Source organism: Rhodobacter sp. 4.3.4 (genome assembly GCF_058724655.1).
This window is the reverse complement of sequence record NZ_CM178967.1, coordinates 2159841-2173577: the sequence shown is the minus strand read 5'-3', so window position 1 is coordinate 2173577 and position 13737 is coordinate 2159841. Positions and strand designations below refer to the sequence as shown.

Below are 13737 nucleotides of genomic sequence, written 5' to 3'. Positions count from 1 at the left end.
CGAGACGACGGCTGTGTGAAATGCCAACCCGTGACGGTGCCCCGCAAGGGGTGAAAAGGGAATGCGGTGCGGCCTTTGGCCAATTCCGCAGCTGTACCCGCAACTGTAACCGGCGAGCGGTTTGCCAAAACCACTCCGGAGAAATCCGGGGGAAGGGGCACCACCGCACAGACCCGGAAGCCAGGAGACCTGCCGTCAACGTCGCCCAACCCGCGGCCGGGATCAGCCAAGGGAGCGGTTTTCCGCTGCGGTGACTCGTTTGAGTGGATCGAGGGCGGCAGAACCATGCGTTCGTGGCTGAAAGAACAGACATATCTCCGGGCAGCATCAGACTGCCGCGGCGCCCTCGTATCCGGTTTCCACCTCCGATACGTTCAGGGCCCAACCCAATGCACCTACGCCTTTCCCCGCTTGCCTTGCTTTTGCTGGGCGCCACCGCGCTGACTGCCCCCGCCCTCGCGCAGGAGGCGGCGACCGAACTGGGGACCATCGTCATCACCGCCTCGCGGACCGAACTGCCCGCACGCGCCATCGGCAGCGCGGTCACCGTGGTCGATCACGACAAGATCGTGCGCGAACAGAACCGCCGGGTGACCGATGCGCTGCGCGGCATTCCCGGGGTGCAGGTCTCGCAAGAGCGGCCCGGGGTCTGGACCTCGGTCAGCATCCGCGGTTCGGACAACGATCAGGTTCTGGTCCTGGTTGACGGTGTCCGCGTCGGAGACCCGTCGGCAAGTTCGACCGCGTTCCAGTTCGACCATCTGAGCGCCGCCGACATCGAGCGGATCGAGGTTCTGCGCGGCAACCAGTCGTCGCTTTACGGCTCGGATGCGATCGGTGGCGTGATCAACATCATCACCCGTCGCGCCGAGACCGACGGCTGGAAGCTGAGCACCGATACCGCGCTTGGTCCCGATGGCTGGAAGAACGGCAGTGCCACGCTGATGTGGAAGAAAGGCGCCTTTGACGCGCGGGTGACGACCTTCACCACGCATTACGACGGACCGCCGATCCATTCCGATGCGACGCGCGACAACCCCTATCGCGGCAACGGGCTGAGCACGGTGCTGGGCTGGCAGGTCTCGTCCCAGACCCGGCTCGAGTTTTCGGGGATGAACAGTGACACCTGGTCGCTTTACGACACCCGCGGCAACAAGAACGACACGGTGGACAAGGACGAATGGCGTCTCGGGTTCAAGCTGACGCATGAAGCGGCCGACGGGCGGCTGCGGCATACGCTGCATGGCGGGCGCTATGCGGCGGTGCGGACCTATCACACCAGCTATTCGCGCGAACCTTCGGGCGATATCTATGACGGGCGGATGACCAGCTACGGCTATGACGTGACCTGGAAGCCCAGCGACACATGGTCTTTTGTCGGCGGGGTGGCGCGCGAAAAGGATGAAACCGTCCAGACCACCAATTTCAGCGGCGATTTCATCGCGTCGAACGGCACCAACGCGATCTTTGGCGAGGCGGCCTTTTCGCCCACCGCTGTCGACACCTTCACCCTGGCGCTGCGGCGCGATGACAACGACCGCTTCGGCACCTTCGACACCGGACGCCTGACCGGCTCGCATCTGCTGCAGTTCGGGACGACCGATGTCAAGCTGCGCGCCAGCCTGGGGACGGGCGCCAAGGCCCCGAGCCTGTATCAGCTCTTCGACCCGACCTATGGCAATGTCAACCTGACGGCCCAGGAAAGCCGCGGCTTCGACCTTGGCACCGATGTCTATCTGCCCTGGGGCGAGATCAACGCGACGCTGTTCCGCAACCATGTCGAGAACAAGATCGCATGGGCCTCGGGTCCGGGTTTCTACAACGAGGGCGAGACGCTGGAACGCGGGCTGGAACTGGGCATGACGGCCGATCTGGCGGCAAGCTGGAAGGTCTCGGGCAGCCATACCTATGTGCAGTCGGAAGATGCGCTGACCGGGGCCTGGCGCGGGCAACCCCGGAACACGGGCAGCCTCAGCCTGACCTATGATCCCGAGCCGTGGTCGCTGACCGCGCGTCTGCGCTATGCCAGCAAGAACCGCGGCGCCTATTCGGGGCCGGTGCCGGGCTATGGCGTGGTGGATCTGTTCGGCAGTTACCACCTGAACGAGCGGGCCGATCTTTATGCCCGGATCGAGAATGTCTTCGACCGCGATTACGAGACCTACAAGGGCTACAACACCCCCGAACGCAGCCTTTATGCGGGCGTCCGCATCGCTTTTGACGGGCAGTGAGATGCTCGCGCAGGAGCGGATACGGAATGCAGAGGGGCTGGCCACCGAGGATCGGTGGCCGGCGCCGCGCGATCAGGACTGGCTGGAAAGGTTCCTGACCGACATCTTCGAGAGCCATTGGCAGGGGCTGTGCTTCGGCCCGATTATCGAAGGCGCGGCCTATGAGCTGCATCCGCCCGGCAAGCCCGAGAAGATCACGGTGCGCGACGGCTATCTGACCGTCTTTTACGGGCGGCTCGGGCATTTTCACCTGTGCATCGGCCGCAATGAAGGCGCGGTGAAGCAGGGCGGCGAGGCTCTGGTCGCCCGCCGCCGTCCCGGCAAGGCCGAGTTCTTCCGCAGTCTCGATCCCGAAGGCCACCCGCGCAGCTGGGGCTTCCGGATGGAAAACGGCGCGGGCGAACCGGCCTTGCATCTGTTCTTTCCGAACCCGTTCATCACCCCCGATGACCGTCTGGCCGAGATCCCCGACTGGACGCGGCTGGCCACCTGGGATCATGTCCGCAGTACCTATATCGGTCTGGCCGACGGGGCGCCCGACCGGCTTGGCAAGGGCTATCGGTCATGAGGCCCGCGATCGCCCTTGCCGCGGCGGGGCTGTGCCTTGCCTGTGCCGCGGCGGCCTTCGGCGCCGACGAGACGCGGCCGCGCATCGCCTCGACCTCGCTCTGCGGCGATCTTTGGGCGCTGTCGCTGGCCGACCGCGACCAGATCCTCAGCCTGTCGGACCTGGCCACGGGGCCCTATTCCGCACTGGCTGAAGAGGCGCAGGGCCTGCCGCAGAACCGGGGCAGCATCGAGGAACTGTTGATCTCCGGCGCCGATCTGGTGGTGACCGGGCATGGCACGCCGACCCAGACGCGGCGTGTGCTCGGTCGCTTCGGTCTGGCCGAACTGCCGCTCGAAATGGCCACCGATCTGCCGGGGCTGGCCGCCAAGGCGCCCGGGATCGGCGCGGCCTTCGGCCATCGTGACCGCGGCGAGGATCTGGCCGCCGCGACGACCGCGCGGTTTGCGGCGCTTGCGCCTCCTCCGGGCACGCCCCGGCCGCGGGTGGTCTATTATCGGGCCGATGGCGGCGGCGCGGGCGCGGGCACGATCGTCGACGCCGTGCTGTCGGCGGCGGGATACGAGAACCTGCAGGCGCGCATCGGTCCGCCCGGCTGGGGCGGCATTCCGCTGGAACAGGTGATCATGACCCCGCCTGAAGGCTATGTCGTCACCTATTACGACGATGACCGGCCCTCGGCCCGCGCCGTGCTTGGCCGCAACCCGGTGCTTGCCCGGGCCAGCGCACAAGGCAAGGTTCTGGCCGTCCCGGGCAAATACTGGCCCTGCGATCACCCGGTGGTGGTCAAGGCCATCGAGACCCTCGCCGCCGCGCGATCCGGATTTGCCCAGCCCGAATTTGCCCGGCCCGAACTTGCCAAGGAGACCCGATGATCCCGACCCCGCCCCATCGCGATCTTGCCGTGCCCCTGTCTGTGGCGCTGACGGCGCTCTGTCTGGCGCTGTTCGTGCTGTCACTGACGCTGGGCTATGTCGACATTTCCCCAAGTCAGGCCATCGCCGGACTGTTCGGCTATTCCGATCCGAAGATCGCCAGCATCGTGCAGGACCTGCGCCTGCCGCGCGCGGCTCTGGCGCTTTTGCTGGGCGGATCGCTCGGACTGGCCGGGGCGGCGCTGCAGGGGCTGTTCCTCAATCCGCTGGCCGAACCGGGGGTGACCGGGGTCAGTTCCGCCGCCGCCTTGGGGGCTGTCATCACCATCTTCAGCGGCTGGGCGGCGGTTCTGCCCTGGGCGCTTCCGGCGGGGGGGCTGGGCGGGGCCATGGCCGCGACGCTGATCTTGTGGTTTCTGGCCGCGCGCGGCACCGGCCGGCTCACGCTGCTGCTGGTCGGCGTGGCGATCGGCGGGCTGTCGATTTCGCTGATTTCGCTCACCATGAACCTGTCCACCAACCCCTGGGCGATCAGCGAGATCGCGTTCTGGCTGATGGGATCGCTGAAGGATCGCACGCTGGCCGATCTTGGCCTCGCCGCGCCTTTTATTGCCCTGGGGACGCTGCTTCTGGCCTCGTCCGGCCGCGGGCTCGAGGCGCTGACGCTGGGCGAAGAGGCCGCGCGCTCGCTCGGCGTGTCGCTGAACCGGGTGCGCGCACAGATCGTGATCGGCGTCAGCCTCTGCGTCGGGGCCGGTGTTTCCGTGGCAGGCACGGTGGGCTTTGTCGGACTGGTGGTGCCGCATCTGTTGCGCCCGCTTGTCGGCCATGCGCCCGCGCGGCTTCTGCTGCCCGCGGCGCTGGGCGGGGCCGCGCTGCTGCTGGCGGCGGATATCGTCGTGCGGGTGGTCACGGTCGGGCCGGAGCTGCAACTTGGCATCGTCACCTCGATGATCGGCACGCCCTTTTTCCTGACGCTGATTTTCCGACTGCGGGATCAATCATGGTGAATCAACTGGACTTCTGCGGGGTCAGCGTCGATCTGAACCGCCGCCGCGTGATCGATGGCGTCACCCTGAGCCTGAGGCCGGGTCGGATGATGGCACTTGTCGGGCCGAACGGCGCGGGAAAATCGACCTTGCTGCGGGCGGCCCTGGGGCTTTTGCCGCTTGCCGCGGGACAGATCACGCTGGATGGCACCCCGGTTTCCCGGCTTGAAGCGCGCGCGCGTGCGCGCCGGATTGCCTATCTGCCGCAAGGTCATCAGGCGATCTGGCCGGTGCCCGTGGCCCGGATCGTCGCGCTCGGGCGGCTGCCGCACCGGGCGGCCTTTGCCCCGGCCAGCGCGCAGGACGCGGCCGCCGTCGCGCTGGCGATGGCGCGGGCCGAGATCACCGATTTCGCCGCGCGCGCGGTCTGCGACTTGTCGGGTGGCGAGCGGGCCCGTGTGATGCTGGCCCGGGCCTTGGCCGTCGAGGCGGGGATCCTTCTGGCCGACGAACCGGTGGCGGCGCTGGATCCGCGGCATCAATTGCAGGTCATGACCCTGTTGCGCGGGATCGCCGACGCGGGCACGGCGGTCATCTGCGTCCTGCATGATCTGGGGCTGGCGGCGCGGTTTTGCGATGAAGTCGCAGTGCTGGATGACGGGCGTCTGACTGCGGCAGGCCCGCCCGAGACCGCGCTCTCGCCCGAGGTTCTGCGCCGCACCTACGGGATCGAGCCCTATCTGGCGCGCCATGAAGGACAGCCGGTGATCTTGCCCTGGGACGTTCTGGCATAGCGGCCCCGGGGCCGGTGGCGCGCCAGCAAGCCTCCGCAGGTTCACTCAAGGCAAGCCGGAGGACGTGAGCGGCAACGTCTCAAAGCTGGCCGTGCCCGCCGCTGGCGCCCCGGCATAGGCACGGATCTGATCGGCGTGGGCCTTTCAGATCTTGGCGCGAACGCGGGTTCCGGCCCCGCCATCCTATCTTGGGTGCAAGGCGTGTTTCCTGCGCCCAATGACCGCTCACTGCGCAACGCGTCGCGCCCCATGGAACCCGCGAAGGGCGGCTTCCGTTGATTGCTGCGCCCGCAATGCCGCGACCTCACCGACGGCAATCCGCCCTCTTCGACGGGGCTAGGATTCGCGATGCGCCTCCCACAAGGGGCCGGAATGGGGCGCAGACGCGTCTTGCTTCGAGGAATAAGTGACCGTTTCTGTGCGCGGCGCTCTGTCGTCGGCCTGCTGGCCGCGGGCGGGCTTGGTGCGCAGAAGTTCGCGGCCTCACGCCAACGGCTTGCGCTTGATCTACTGCCATAGCAGGGTCTCGCTCAGCGTCTTCCAACCCGGGATCTCCGATGCGCTCTGAAACCGTCATGAACATGCTCGCCGTCATTGCCGCGGCCCGCGATGCCTCCGTGCGGGGCGAACACATCGCGCGTTTCGGGCGCAAGTTGTTCACGGCACCGAAGGACGCTGCGGCTCTGCTTGAGGCGCTTGCAGAGGTTGACCGCGCCGGGATCGAGGCTGAGCACATGAGCCGCCTGCTTGCCGCCGCGCTTGATGATGCCCGGATTGCGCGCGAGAATGGGCAGGGCAGGGGGGGCGACTTCATCGCAGGGCTCGAAGCGCAGCTCGAGAAGATTTTCACGAAAGCTCCGGGCCTGACCGACAGCCTCGTTTTGTCGGGCACCTGGGTGCGCGCCGGGCTAGCGCCGCCCGACTGTCTGGCCCGGGGCCAGGGGGGGGGCGCCGATGTGCCCCTTGCGGGCGATCCTGGCGATATCGAGGCCATTCTGGAAGGCCTTCTGGGCAGCGTGATCTCGGAAAGCGGCGGCTCGGTTTGTCGAACCGGCCGAGATCGCCGACCTCGGCCACCACCGTCACCGCAACGATGAACCCGACACCGCGCATCGCCTGAACCGCGACCGGCTGATGAGCACCAAGATGTCGCGCAAGATCATGGCCGCGATCCTGGCGCATCGCGAGGTGGCGCCGCTCCTGTCGGACGAGCATTTCTCGGTCGATGGCACGCTGGTGAAGGCTTGGGCGTCGATGAAAAGCTTTCAGCCGAAGGCGCCGCCGGATCTGGCGCAGAACGGTGCTGCGCGCCCGTTCGGCATCTCGCAGCCATTCAACGCAGGCGGGGTCGGTGGCCCAATCGCTCTCGGCGTCGCGCTCCGCCTCGATGTAAGCCGCGAGAGCGACGATGAAGCGGGGGAACATCCGCGCGATCGGCGACGGATCCGCTGCGGGTTTCATCACGGCGCGCGCCGTGGTAGTGCAATGGGTAGCCATGAATGATCTCCTCGTAAGATCAGTTGTGGTGGGCGGGCGAGAGGTTCCAGCTCTTGCCTGCCCGACTTAAATATATAAATATACAATCCTTGTCAAGAGGAGAATCGTAATGGCTCGAACTGGTCGGCCGAAGGTCGATGGTGAGAACATAATGCTGCGCCTGCCGCTCGATATGCTTGCGCAGCTTGATGAGCTGCGTAAGCGGGAAGATGGGCTACCAACGAGGCAGGAGCTAATCCGGCGAATTGTTGCAAAGTACCTTGAGGCGGATAGGCAATGACCGTGTACCGGCATTTCTGACGATATGGCCTCTTGAAAGACGGTTGATGCCGATGCGTTTGCCCCTAACCGTAGAGCGGGTGCCTCAGTTCAACGGGGGCCCTCATCTCAACTGCTGTGACGTCGAAGGTTTAATCTACGAATCCACCCCATTATCCGCTCGTCAAAAACCCTGAACTCGCCCTCAAAAGCGACTTTTCGAGCGCGCCGCAGCGAGGGGCTCATGCCCCTTTCTGCCATTCGTGTATTGCGCTCCGTGACGCCGGGCGCCGACGCGACGGGCGGATTGCCGTCGGTGAGGTCGCGGCATTGCACCTGCGGCAATCTGCGATAGCCACCATTCGCGTCGTGCCCCGAGACGGCAAGATACGCAGGCTTTGGCCGTTGGGATTGGGGCGATGCGCAACGGATGCAGTGGACGTCAATATGCTTGTCGTTGTCCTCGATCTTCGGCGACGTCGCACCGCCAGGGCATTCCTGGCACAAGGTCGTGCCCTTCGACGGTGATATGATCCCCGAACCCGAGGTGCGCGACCCGAACGCGGTGGTGCTTTTCGGCGCTTATACGCTTTGGCGGTATGACCGGGCCAAGGGGCTCTCGCCGGGTGTGTTCACAATCCCCCGTTCGTCGAAGAAGCTCCCTGGGCCGCATGTCTGCTCAACGGGCCGGGGACGAAGTTCTGTACTGTGCGCGAGATCGCGGAGGGGTTGGACGACGGGGCACTGGGCGATGAAGGGCGGCTCTGGTTCCTCCGCCCTGTCGCGGATGGCAAGGAACAGGCGGGCAAGGTCCGCCGCGCGTCCGAGATCCTCGAGATTGCCCGCAAGGTGATGACGCTTGACCGCGAGGAGATCCCGCCGGACGCGCTACGCTCCGAGACGCGGATGATGCTGACGCCGCCGGTGCGCATTTTGAAGGAATGGCGGATCTGGGTCCTGCGGGATGAGGTCGTTACCTTTTCGCTTTACAGGGAAGGCGACCGGGTGACCTGTCGGCCCGAGATCGACGCGGAGGCCTTGGCCTTTGCCAAGATCTTGCGCGGCGGACCCGGGCGATGCGACGGCCTATGTCATGGATATCTGCCGCATCGAGACCGGCTTGAAACTCCTGGAAACGAATTGCATCAATGCCGCCGGGTTCTATGGTGCAGATGTGAGGAAGCTGGCGGCGGTGATCGACGCGCCTGGCTGAGCCGCCCGGGGGGCAAGATGGGTTTTGTCTTTCGACATCTGCTGTTGTTCTTCCTGCCGATCGTGCTGGCGATTGGGCTTCACCTTGCCACGGCACCGCTGCGGAGGGAACTTCATCGGCAATCGGGCGTGTTTCTGCGCGATCTTTTCTCCGACGACCCGGACCTTGTTCGGACCACGCTGGAGAATGTGGGCCAGGGCGGCATCAGCCTGTCGGAGGGGCTCGACTGGGGCCTGCGCGCGGCCGTGGTGATCGCGTTCACGGGATTTTCGCTGCTGATCCCGAAATCGGCCTCGTCACAAAGCGCCGTCAATTTTCTGACCACGCTCTGCGTCGGCTTTGGCTTTGCGAAACTCAATGGCGGTTTTGCCGAACTGGACTGGGCTGACCTGGGCCTTTGCCTGATCACCGGGCTCTGTCTTGCGATTGTGGGTCTGAACCGGCGGCTGACTTCGCTGGCTAAACCCGTCAGCTGAGCACGCAGGGCGTCGGGCGGCAAACGGGCGTCACAACTGGATGTGGATGTGATCGTCATGCCGGGCGGCGGCGCAGCCCTGAAAGCGGATCTTTGCGGCGCCGGACCCGAATTGCGCCGCCAGATGCGGTTCAAGGAAGATCTTGCCGATCCGGGGATCGGCGCGCCAAAAGCCGCAGCACAAGGCGCATCCGCGCAGGCTCGGGGGGATAAGCAGGCCAAAGCGGTTGCAGCCAGTCAAGATCCCAGCTCAGGGTCGGAAAGCGCGGCGGGCAGGCGCTTGGCACCGGCTCGAAGGCGAAATAACCGAGCGGCGAGCGGGCCGTCGCCGTGACAGGCGATCGGCACCCACCCGAAGAGCGGCGCGATCATCACCGCCCCCCGCCAAAGCCCGGCGTAAAGCACGCCAGCCCGCCCAGTTGCGTCAGCACCGTCAGCACGGCGGCCAGCGCCAGATGCAGGGCGGCCCGTCCGAGGCTCATGCGCCTTTCAGCCCGTTCGGCACAAGGGGGGCGTGCATCCAGTGCGTTTCGCTTTGCACATGGCCCGCGCGGACATATTTGCCCATCCGGCGCGGCATCTCGGCCTCCGGGAAGGCCGCGGCCACGCGCGCGACGAAGCCCTCCTGCCGGTCGGGGTCAAGCCCCGCCGCGATGGTCTCGAAGAGCCCCGGGCGGAACGGTCCGCGCCAGAGCACCGGCACCGGGGTGATGCCCAGCTCCTCGAACCGCAAGAGCGTCAGATCCCAGGGCTGAACCTCGTCGCCCCGGATCCAGGCAAAGCCCAGAAACCACGCGGGCAGCGCATCGTAACCCACCGAATGGCGGGCATAAAGGTTCTCGCCGACGATCCGCTCGCCCTCGGCCAGCTGCGGCGTGATACCCGCGGCAAAGGCCTTGAGCCAATCGCGCGAGGGGTTGCCCCGGCTGTCGGGGCTGCGGGCATGGCACCCGCCGCGGTGCAGCGTGGGATTCTCGCCGTCCATCTTTTCGGTGATCACCAGATCGTCGACGGCAAGCCCCTCGAGCGAGGTCATGATCTTGTCGTCGTTGCTAGCGCCGGGCGAGATCGGCAAATGAAAGGTGCGGGGGTATTTCTTCGTCATGCGGCCAGATTACCCGGATACCGCAAGGGCGGAAAGAGGCGTCAGACCGGCGCAAGCCTGGCCAGGAAGCCGGGTTCGGGCGTGCAAAGCGACAGGCAGCGCCGGGGCGGTCACAACATCCGGAGCGCGGCAAAGGCGGTTGCGCCGCCCAGCGTCCAAAGATCAAAGGCAAACATCGGAGAGAGGGCGAAAATCGGCCAAGCCGGTCCGAAGCGAAGCGTGGCGCCCTCGGCGGCGATGAGGCGGCGGATGCGCCAACCGCACCAGAGCCCGACCGCCGCGGTCAGGATGAGAAGCACCGGGCGATGGAACACCACGAAGGCGGCCATCGCCGGGAAGATCAGGAAGAGATGCGGGATCAGGCGCCGGAGGTCCGCTTCGGATAGTTTGCCGAAGGGCCGGTAAAGGGGGGGAAATCCGCCCAGGAGCAGGAGGGAAAGGATCAGGACCATCATCCCGAACATCAGGGCCGTGACGAACATCGCGCAACTTCCTCTCGGCTGTGGCCCTTGAACCCTTCCACGCCCCGCGACAAGGTGCAATGCGACCGATGCGATCGCGGCTGGGCTGACTGCCAGACCCTGCGCGGGGTCGAACCGCCGGGAAGTTTCACAGGCCAATTTGCGGAGGAGCCCTGCAATGACACCCTACGCCGAATGCCTGCTCTCGACGCTGTTCGCCCCCTATGGCTGGGTGTCTTTCCTGATCGGCTTGACCCTGGGTGCCGGATTGGCAAGGCGCGGCAGACGGCCCCTTGCGCTTGTCGCGGTTCTTTCCGGGGCCGTCATCGGGGCGTTATTTGGGGCGCTTTCTTACAATCTCAACTGCGTGGAACTGTATCCCGGTTAAAAGCCGTGGGATCAGGCGACCCGTTGTGCCGCCTTGCGCTTTGCATAGCGCAGGTCACGGGCGGCCTTGCGGGCAGCGTCATCGGACAGCACCAGCGCAATGCGGCGCGCTTGCGCCAGTTTTCCCGCCGCGAGGGTTGCGGCTTCGGCGGCTTTGCGCTGCGCCTCTGCCTCGGCAATTGCGGCGGCTTCGGCGGCGGCACTCTCTTGCGCTTTCAGCTTCTCCGCGTCGCGCGCCGCGTGCCGTGCGTCGCGCAACCGTGCCACGTCGGCGCGTGCCGCCAGCTTTTCGGCCAGATCAGGCGCGGTCGTCGCGCATTTGAATTTCGCCAGCAGCGCCGCTTTGGCCGTGATCGCGTCGCTTCTGCGATCCGCGTAGTCTTTGGGTCTCAACATTCGATTTCCTTTGGCGGGGGATGACGCCGATCCGGATCAATCCGGTCGGGGTCATGCGGTGTTTTTGGTGTGCAGAACGGCACTTGCCTTTCCGGCCTGTTCTCTTTCAAGACGCGCCGTTCTGAGCCGGAGGGTTTTGGCGGCGCGTTCGGATATCTCGGTATCCTGTTCCTGAAGCGCGCGTGTGCGCTCCAGAAATTGCGATTGCGTCTTGCTGAAGGCGATTTCCGCAATCTGCCGCGCCTTGCTCATTTGACCAGACATGAGGACCTCCGATGTCGATAAAGCTTCAACCCGGCCTGGCAGGAGTATTTCTCCCACCGGCCCCACAGTATTCGAGCGCTGAAAAACGACCCTGTGCGGCGCGGGATTTCTGGCCCGCTCGGCGCAAAGGTTACGCGCAGCCGACAGGGTGTTCGACCGCGCGCCGGGCCGTGTAGCCGACAAGGTCTTCCGGCACGAAACCCGCCGATTTCGCCGCAGCGGTAAAGGCCCGCCGCGCCACCCCCACGGGAACCAGACAGTCCATGGCGGCTTCGACCTGCTTCAGGGCCGTCAAACGCGCGTCGTCGGCAATCGGCCATCTTTTCAGCAACCAGTATTTCACTTGTTCGATCGTGCTGAACTGCTGCACATCCCCCTCAGGAGACATGACGAAGGACAGGGGTTTCCCCCAGATAATTTCAATCAACCGTAGGTCTTTCTTGAACGGCAAACGGGAGATGCGGATTGCATCTCCAACGTTACCGGGAAAGCGGGTCCAGCGTCTGGCCGATCCCGCTTTCTATTTGCCTGAACCTCAGGCGAGGACGAGATTCGTCGCCGACTCGCGGCCATTGCGGTCGCGCTCAAGATCGAACGAGACCGCCTGGCCATCATTCAGGCCGCGGATGCCGGCACGCTCCAAGGCGGTCACATGAACGAAAACGTCCTTCGTGCCGCTCGCCGGGGCGATAAAGCCAAAACCTTTGGTTGCGTTGAACCATTTCACGGTGCCATTGGCCATCGTGTTCACTCCTTCAAGGGATTGCTGCCCGCAGAATGCGACAGCCCGGCTGGGTCAGACGAGAAAGCAGACTGAAGCCGATGAAGGAGACAGGGTGCGGTCGGGAAAAACTTCGCTGAAACCTGTATAGCTGGATTTGCAGATTTTGCAACGAGTCTTTCGGAGTTTTCAAAACAATCCCTTTGCGAAGGGTCTGATCGGGGCGCAGCCGGAAGCTGCATCCCGATCAAGGGGAAAGGTCCCGTCGGTGGCGCTTGAGAGGTCAAGAAGACGCGGCCTCCACCAAATCTCCACAAACCCTGCGCAAATCATCGACGCGAGGCTGTCATGGGCTTGGCCGAACCGATCTGGGACCGATTGCCATGACCTGCCCGCCCGTCTGGAACCTTCTTCTTGTCTGCGCGCTGATCGTGGCGCCGAGTGTCCGTCTCGTGGCAGGGGTGCCCGAGGACGAGAGCCCACCGCTGCGCCTTGGCATTGCCACCGTGACCGCCGAGCCGGTCGTGCTGTCGGAAACCGTTCCGGGGCGGGTGGCGGCGTCGCGGCGGGTCGAGATCCGGCCGCAGGTCGGCGGGCTGATCCTTGAACGCCCTGCAGAGGGGGGCCGGGTCGCGGCGGGCGACGTGCTTTTCCGCCTCGATCCCGCGCCGCTGCAGGTCGAGCTGGTCAGTGCCGAGGCGGTGCTGACCCGGGCCATGGCGGCAAGGGAGCAGGCCCGCCGCGCGCTGGGTCGTTCCGAAACCCTGCTGGCGCGCGATGTCACCAGCGCCGAAAAGACCGAGGCCGCCCGTAACGATCTGGTTCTGGCCGAGGCCAGCCTTGCCGAGGCGCAGGCCAGTGTCGAGCGCCGCAGGCTTGATCTGCAACAGGCCACGCTGAAGGCCCCGATCACCGGCTATGTCGCGGCAGGTGCGGCAGAGATCGGCGCGCTGGCCGCGCCGGGGGGCGAGCGGGCTCTGGCGGTGGTTCAGGATCTCGACCGGGTTCACATCGATCTGCGGCTGCCTGCGACGCAGCTGGCGGCGATCCGGGCCGCCGCAGCGGCGGGGTTGGGCGATGTCGAGATTCTGGGCGACGCCGACCGGCCCCATCCGGCGCGGGGGCGGCTCGACTTTGCCGATACCGTCATCGATCCGGGCACCGGCACCGTTACGCTGCGCGTCACGGTCGCAAACCCCGGCCTTGCGCTTTTGCCGGGCCAATATGTCCGGGCGCGACTGCCGCGCGGCCAGGTGCCCGCGGCGCTTCTGGTGCCCGAAGAAGCGGTGCTGCGCGACAGCGCGGGCGGCGCGCAGATCGTCGTCGTCTCGGGCGGCAGCCGTGCCGAACGCCGCCCCGTCACGCTGGGCGAGCGCCTTGGCGGGCGGGTGATCGTCACCACGGGGCTGCACCCGGGCGAGACCGTCGCCGTTCTGGGCCAGGACCGCGTGGCCGAGGGCCCCGCCGTTGCCGTCGCCACCACCCCCGCCCAGATCAGGTAAG

At 65.9% G+C, this 13737-nt stretch carries 18 protein-coding genes, 1 pseudogene and 1 riboswitch; of the genes and pseudogenes, 11 read left to right on the top strand and 8 right to left on the bottom strand.

What is annotated here, in order from left to right; all coding sequences use genetic code 11:
• Window positions 1-17: 17 nt before the first annotated feature.
• Window positions 18-211, top strand: a riboswitch (cobalamin riboswitch).
• Window positions 212-416: 205 nt separating this feature from the next.
• The 9 genes and pseudogenes from AC4PTB_RS10535 (at window position 417) to AC4PTB_RS10495 (ending at window position 8901) form a co-directional block, all read left to right on the top strand.
• Window positions 417-2231, top strand: coding sequence for a TonB-dependent receptor plug domain-containing protein (locus tag AC4PTB_RS10535; RefSeq protein WP_492189918.1), 1815 nt, complete (start codon window positions 417-419; stop codon window positions 2229-2231).
• Window position 2232: 1 nt separating this feature from the next.
• Window positions 2233-2799, top strand: coding sequence for a DUF7676 family protein (locus AC4PTB_RS10530; RefSeq protein ID WP_492189917.1), 567 nt, complete (start codon window positions 2233-2235; stop codon window positions 2797-2799).
• Window positions 2796-3674 carry an ABC transporter substrate-binding protein gene (locus AC4PTB_RS10525; protein WP_492189916.1) on the top strand — a complete coding sequence of 293 codons (879 nt, stop codon included), beginning with the start codon at window positions 2796-2798 and terminating at the stop codon, window positions 3672-3674. Before AC4PTB_RS10530 ends, AC4PTB_RS10525 begins: the two co-directional genes overlap by 4 nt.
• Window positions 3671-4684 (top strand): FecCD family ABC transporter permease, encoded by a 1014-nt coding sequence (locus tag AC4PTB_RS10520; protein WP_492189915.1) that lies wholly within the window; start codon window positions 3671-3673, stop codon window positions 4682-4684. Before AC4PTB_RS10525 ends, AC4PTB_RS10520 begins: the two co-directional genes overlap by 4 nt.
• Window positions 4678-5457 (top strand): ABC transporter ATP-binding protein, encoded by a 780-nt coding sequence (locus AC4PTB_RS10515; protein WP_492189914.1) that lies wholly within the window; start codon window positions 4678-4680, stop codon window positions 5455-5457. Before AC4PTB_RS10520 ends, AC4PTB_RS10515 begins: the two co-directional genes overlap by 7 nt.
• Window positions 5458-6032: 575 nt before the next feature.
• Window positions 6033-6554 (top strand): hypothetical protein, encoded by a 522-nt coding sequence (locus AC4PTB_RS10510; protein WP_492189913.1) that lies wholly within the window; start codon window positions 6033-6035, stop codon window positions 6552-6554.
• Window positions 6555-6561: 7 nt separating this feature from the next.
• Window positions 6562-6735: pseudogene (locus tag AC4PTB_RS10505) on the top strand (IS5/IS1182 family transposase); the annotation flags it as partial.
• 328 nt (window positions 6736-7063) lie between these two features.
• Window positions 7064-7234 (top strand): ribbon-helix-helix protein, CopG family, encoded by a 171-nt coding sequence (locus AC4PTB_RS10500; protein ID WP_377390535.1) that lies wholly within the window; start codon window positions 7064-7066, stop codon window positions 7232-7234.
• 686 nt (window positions 7235-7920) lie between these two features.
• Window positions 7921-8901, top strand: a complete 981-nt coding sequence (locus AC4PTB_RS10495; RefSeq protein ID WP_492189912.1) for an ATP-grasp domain-containing protein — start codon at window positions 7921-7923, stop codon at window positions 8899-8901.
• Window positions 8902-8931: 30 nt separating this feature from the next.
• Here AC4PTB_RS10495 and AC4PTB_RS10490 read toward each other — a convergent pair whose 3' ends face one another.
• The 4 genes from AC4PTB_RS10490 to AC4PTB_RS10475 all read right to left on the bottom strand — a co-directional run bounded on the left by AC4PTB_RS10490 (window position 8932) and on the right by AC4PTB_RS10475 (window position 10487).
• Window positions 8932-9084: a hypothetical protein gene (locus AC4PTB_RS10490; protein WP_492189911.1), complete on the bottom strand. Its 153-nt coding sequence runs from the start codon at window positions 9082-9084 to the stop codon at window positions 8932-8934.
• Between the two features lie 53 nt (window positions 9085-9137).
• Window positions 9138-9272 (bottom strand): hypothetical protein, encoded by a 135-nt coding sequence (locus AC4PTB_RS10485; protein ID WP_492189910.1) that lies wholly within the window; start codon window positions 9270-9272, stop codon window positions 9138-9140.
• Between the two features lie 106 nt (window positions 9273-9378).
• Window positions 9379-10005, bottom strand: coding sequence for an RNA ligase family protein (locus AC4PTB_RS10480; RefSeq protein ID WP_492189909.1), 627 nt, complete (start codon window positions 10003-10005; stop codon window positions 9379-9381).
• 110 nt (window positions 10006-10115) lie between these two features.
• Window positions 10116-10487, bottom strand: coding sequence for a hypothetical protein (locus AC4PTB_RS10475; RefSeq protein ID WP_492189908.1), 372 nt, complete (start codon window positions 10485-10487; stop codon window positions 10116-10118).
• Window positions 10488-10644: 157 nt separating this feature from the next.
• Here AC4PTB_RS10475 and AC4PTB_RS10470 point away from each other — a divergent pair, with 157 nt between their 5' ends.
• Complete coding sequence (locus AC4PTB_RS10470) at window positions 10645-10854, top strand: hypothetical protein (protein ID WP_492189907.1); 210 nt, start codon at window positions 10645-10647, stop codon at window positions 10852-10854.
• Window positions 10855-10865: 11 nt separating this feature from the next.
• On the opposite strand, the gene AC4PTB_RS10465 is transcribed toward AC4PTB_RS10470, so the two are convergent.
• The 4 genes from AC4PTB_RS10465 to AC4PTB_RS10450 form a co-directional block, all read right to left on the bottom strand.
• Window positions 10866-11249, bottom strand: coding sequence for a DUF6481 family protein (locus AC4PTB_RS10465; protein WP_492189906.1), 384 nt, complete (start codon window positions 11247-11249; stop codon window positions 10866-10868).
• A gap of 51 nt (window positions 11250-11300) precedes the next feature.
• Complete coding sequence (locus AC4PTB_RS10460; RefSeq protein WP_492189905.1) at window positions 11301-11513, bottom strand: hypothetical protein; 213 nt, start codon at window positions 11511-11513, stop codon at window positions 11301-11303.
• A gap of 130 nt (window positions 11514-11643) precedes the next feature.
• A complete protein-coding gene (locus tag AC4PTB_RS10455) occupies window positions 11644-11901 on the bottom strand; it encodes a DUF982 domain-containing protein (RefSeq protein WP_492189904.1) in 258 nt (85 codons plus the stop codon).
• 147 nt (window positions 11902-12048) lie between these two features.
• The gene (locus AC4PTB_RS10450; RefSeq protein WP_110807454.1) at window positions 12049-12255 is read right to left on the bottom strand and encodes a cold-shock protein; all 207 of its coding nucleotides are present in this window, start codon (window positions 12253-12255) and stop codon (window positions 12049-12051) included.
• A 362-nt stretch (window positions 12256-12617) separates the two neighbouring features.
• On the opposite strand from AC4PTB_RS10450, the gene AC4PTB_RS10445 reads away from it, so the two are divergent.
• A complete protein-coding gene (locus AC4PTB_RS10445; protein ID WP_492189903.1) occupies window positions 12618-13736 on the top strand; it encodes an efflux RND transporter periplasmic adaptor subunit in 1119 nt (372 codons plus the stop codon).
• Window position 13737: the final 1 nt, after the last annotated feature.